General features: G+C 75.0%; 2 protein-coding genes. Both read left to right on the forward strand.

Going from position 1 to position 4,108, the window contains the following annotated elements; translation table 11 throughout:
* The first annotated feature begins 19 nt into the window (after positions 1 to 19).
* Positions 20 to 1,150 (forward strand): cytochrome d ubiquinol oxidase subunit II, encoded by a 1,131-nt coding sequence (cydB, locus tag E0D90_RS24210; RefSeq protein WP_130800084.1) that lies wholly within the window; start codon positions 20 to 22, stop codon positions 1,148 to 1,150.
* A 4-nt stretch (positions 1,151 to 1,154) separates the two neighbouring features.
* Positions 1,155 to 4,108 (forward strand): thiol reductant ABC exporter subunit CydD (gene cydD, locus E0D90_RS24215; RefSeq protein WP_130800085.1); only part of this gene is annotated, 2,954 nt, incomplete at its 3' end.

Raw genomic sequence — 4,108 nt, forward strand, 5'->3', positions numbered from 1 at the left:
CCCCCGACTGGAGACGGACATGGAACTCACCACCGTCTGGTTCATCCTCATCGCCGTCCTGTGGACCGGCTACTTCTTCCTGGAGGGCTTCGACTTCGGCGTCGGCGTCCTCACCCGGACGCTCGCCCGCGACCGGCGGGAACGCCGTGTGCTGATCAACACCATCGGACCGGTCTGGGACGGCAACGAGGTGTGGCTGCTCACCGCGGGCGGCGCGACCTTCGCCGCCTTCCCCGAGTGGTACGCCACCCTCTTCTCCGGCTTCTACCTGCCGCTGCTGCTGATCCTGGTCTGCCTGATCGTGCGCGGCGTCGCGTTCGAGTACCGCGCCAAGCGGCCCGAGGAGAACTGGCAGCGCAACTGGGAGACGGCGATCTTCTGGACCTCGGTGATCCCCGCCTTCCTGTGGGGCGTCGCCTTCGCCAACATCGTGCGCGGGGTACCCATCGGCGCCGACAAGGAGTTCGCCGGTGACGTCCTGGACCTGCTCAGCCCCTACGCCCTGCTCGGCGGTGCCCTCACCCTCACCCTCTTCACCTTCCACGGCGCGGTCTTCACCGCGCTGAAGACCGTCGGTGACATCCGTGAGCGCGCCCGCCGCCACGCCGGTGTCCTCGGAGTGGTCACCGCCGCGCTGGCCGTCGCCTTCCTGGCCTGGACCCAGGCCGCCCACGGCGACGCCGCCAGCCTGGTCACCGCGGTCCTGGCCGCGCTCGCCCTGCTCCTCGCGCTCGCCGCCAACCGCGCGGGCCGCGAGGGATGGTCGTTCGCGCTCTCGGGCGTGACCATCGTCGGTGCCGTCGCCACCCTGTTCCTGGCACTCTTCCCCGACGTGATGCCCTCCACCCTGGACCCCGCGTGGTCCCTGACCACGGAGAACGCCTCCGCCACCGACTACACGCTGACGATCATGACCTGGGTCGCGGCGATCGCCACCCCGGTGGTGCTGCTGTACCAGGGGTGGACCTACTGGGTGTTCCGCAAGCGCATCGGCGTCCAGCACCTCGCCCCGGACCCCCACGCGGTGCCGGACGGAGGCGCCGTGGACGGTGCCGGTGACGGCGCCCCGGACGGTGCCGTGGACGGCCCGGCCCGTGCCGCCGCCACCCACGGACCGGATGGATCGGACGGACCGGGGACGGGGGCCTGAGACCATGCGTCCCGTCGACCCCCGGCTGCTGCGCAGCGCGCGCGCCACCCGCGGCTTCCTGGCCGCCTCCGTCGCCCTCGGACTGACCGGCGCGCTGCTGGTCATAGCCCAGGCGGTACTGCTCGCCGACATCGTCGTCGGTGCCTTCCAGGACGGCGCCGCCCCGGGCGACCTCGCCACCCCGGTGCTGCTGCTGGCCGCGACCGCCACCGGGCGCGCCCTGGTCTCCTGGCTCACCGAACTGGCCGCCCACCGCGCCAGCGCCTCGGTCAAGTCCGAGCTGCGGACCCGGCTGCTCCGCCACGCGGCGGCCGGCCGGGGCGGCGAGAGCGCCGCAGCGGACGCGGACGGGAGCGCGACAGGCGGCGGAACCCCCCGGGGAACCGGCGAACTGGCCACGCTCGCCACTCGCGGAATCGACGCCCTCGACGACTACTTCGCCCGCTACCTGCCCCAACTCGGCCTGGCGGCAGTCGTACCCGTCGCCGTCCTCGCCAAGATCCTCACCGAGGACTGGATCTCGGCCGCCACCATCCTGATCACCCTGCCGCTGATCCCGCTCTTCATGGTGCTGATCGGCTGGGCGACCCAGTCCCACATGGACCGGCAGTGGCACCAACTCAGCAAGCTGTCAGGCCACTTCCTCGATGTCGTCGCCGGTCTGACCACGCTGAAGGTCTTCGGGCGGGCCAAGGCCCAGGCCGAGCGCATCCACGCGATCACCGGTGAGTACCGCCGCTCCACACTGCGCACGCTGCGGATCGCGTTCCTCTCCTCCTTCGCGCTGGAACTGCTCGCCACGATCTCGGTCGCACTGGTCGCCGTCTCCATCGGCATGCGGCTGGTGCACGGTGAACTCGACCTGCACACCGGGCTGGTGGTGCTGATCCTGGCGCCTGAGGCGTACCTTCCGCTGCGGCAGGTCGGCGCGCAGTACCACGCCGCCGCCGAGGGACTGGCCGCCGCCGACGGGGTGTTCACCGTCCTGGAGGAGGAACTCCCCACCCCCGGGACCCATCTCGCCCCGGATCTGGCTGCGCTGCCGGCGGGCAGTGCGGCCGTCACGCTCGCCGGGGTCACCGTCCGCTACCCCGGACGGTCGTCGGACGCCCTCACCGGCGCCTCGCTGACGGTCCGGACCGGGGAGACGGTCGCACTGGTCGGACCGTCGGGCGCCGGGAAGACCACCGTGCTCCGCACGGTCCTGGGCCTGCGTCGCCCGGCCGAGGGGACCGTGCTGGCCGCCGGACAACCGGTGAGCGACCTCGAACCCTTTTCGTGGCACGACCAGTTGGCATGGGTGCCGCAGCAACCCCGGCTGTTCGCCGGGACGATCGCCGACAACGTACGGCTGGCCCGCCCGGACGCCGACGACGCCGCCGTCGCCCGCGCGCTCGCCGACGCCGCCGCCGACGACCTCGACCCCCACCGCCGGCTCGACGAGGGCGGCGCCGGCCTCTCCCAGGGACAGCGCCAACGCGTCGCCCTCGCAAGGGCGTTCCTCGCCGATCGGCCGCTGCTGCTGCTCGACGAGCCGACCGCAGCGCTGGACGGCGCCACCGAGGCCCGGGTCGCCGGGGCGCTGCGCCGGCTGACCGCCGACCGCACCGTGCTGCTGGTCACCCACCGGCCCGCGCTGCTGCCGCTCGCCGACCGGGTGGTGGAACTGGCCCCCGGCGCCGCGCAGGCCGCCGGGGAGGCGGGCGGCGCCGCCGCACGGCGACGGCGCGTCCCGGCGCCGGACGCGCCGCTGCCGCCGCCGACACCGGGGGAGTGGATCCTCGGCATCGCCGGGGACGGCCCCGGAGCCGCGACCGGGGTGGGCGCGGTGCCCGACGCCAGGTCCGACGCGGTGTCCGACGTTGCGCCCGAGGCCGGGCCCGACGCCGGGTCCGACGCCGAGCCCGACGCCGGGTCCGACGCCGGGTCCGCGCGTCCCGGCGACGGTGCCGCCGTGCTGCCCGGCGACCGGCGGCGAAGCGGAGCGGCACGTTCCGGCCCGTGGACGGGGCGGCTGGCCTGGTCCGCCGTCCTCGGCGCGCTGGCCCTCGCCTCCGCCATCGGCCTGATGGCCGTCTCCGGCTGGCTGATCTCCCGCGCGTCCGAGCAGCCGCCGCTGCTCTATCTGATGATGGCGGTCACCGCGACCCGCGCCTTCGGCATCGGGCGAGCCGTCTTCCGTTACTGCGAAAGGCTGTTGAGCCACGACGCGGTGCTGCGCGTCCTGGCCGGGCTGCGGGTCGCCGTCTACCGGCGGCTGGAACGGCTGGCCCCGGCCGGGCTGCGGCGGGTGCGGCGCGGGGACCTCCTGGCCCGGGTCGTCGGCGACGTGGACGCCCAGCAGGACTACTACCTGCGCTGGCTGCTGCCCGTCACCGCCGCCGCCGCTGTCTCGGTGCTCTCGGTCGCGTTCACCACCTGGCTGCTCCCCGCAGCCGGGGCGGCGCTGGCCGCCGGGCTGCTGGCCGCCGGTGTCGCCGTCCCGGCGCTGACGGCGGTGGTCGCCCGGCGCACCGAAGACCGGCTGGCACCGGCCCGCGGGGTGCTCGCCACCCGCACCGTGGACGTCCTCACCGGCACCGCTGAGCTGTCCGTCGCGGGCGCGCTGCCGCGCCGGCTGGCGTCGGCGGCGGACGCGGACCGCGAGGTGACCGCGGTCGCGGCCCGTTCGGCCGCCGGGACGGCGCTCACCTCGGGGCTGATCACCTGGATCACCGGTCTGACCGTGACCGCCGCCGCCTGGTTCGGCACGGCCGCCGTGCACGACGGCCGGCTGTCCGGGGTGTGGCTGGCCACCGTGGTGCTGATCCCGCTGGCGGCGTTCGAGGCGGTGGCCGGGCTGCCACAGGCGGTGCGGTACCGGCAGCGCTCCGCGCGGGCCGCCGAACGGGTCCGCGAGGTCCTCGACGCGCCGGAGCCGGTGCGCGAGCCGTCCCGGCCCGCCGACCCGCCCCCCTC

The sequence above is a fragment of the Streptomyces otsuchiensis genome (assembly GCF_004305975.1).
Classification (GTDB): Bacteria; Actinomycetota; Actinomycetes; order Streptomycetales; family Streptomycetaceae; genus Streptomyces; species Streptomyces otsuchiensis.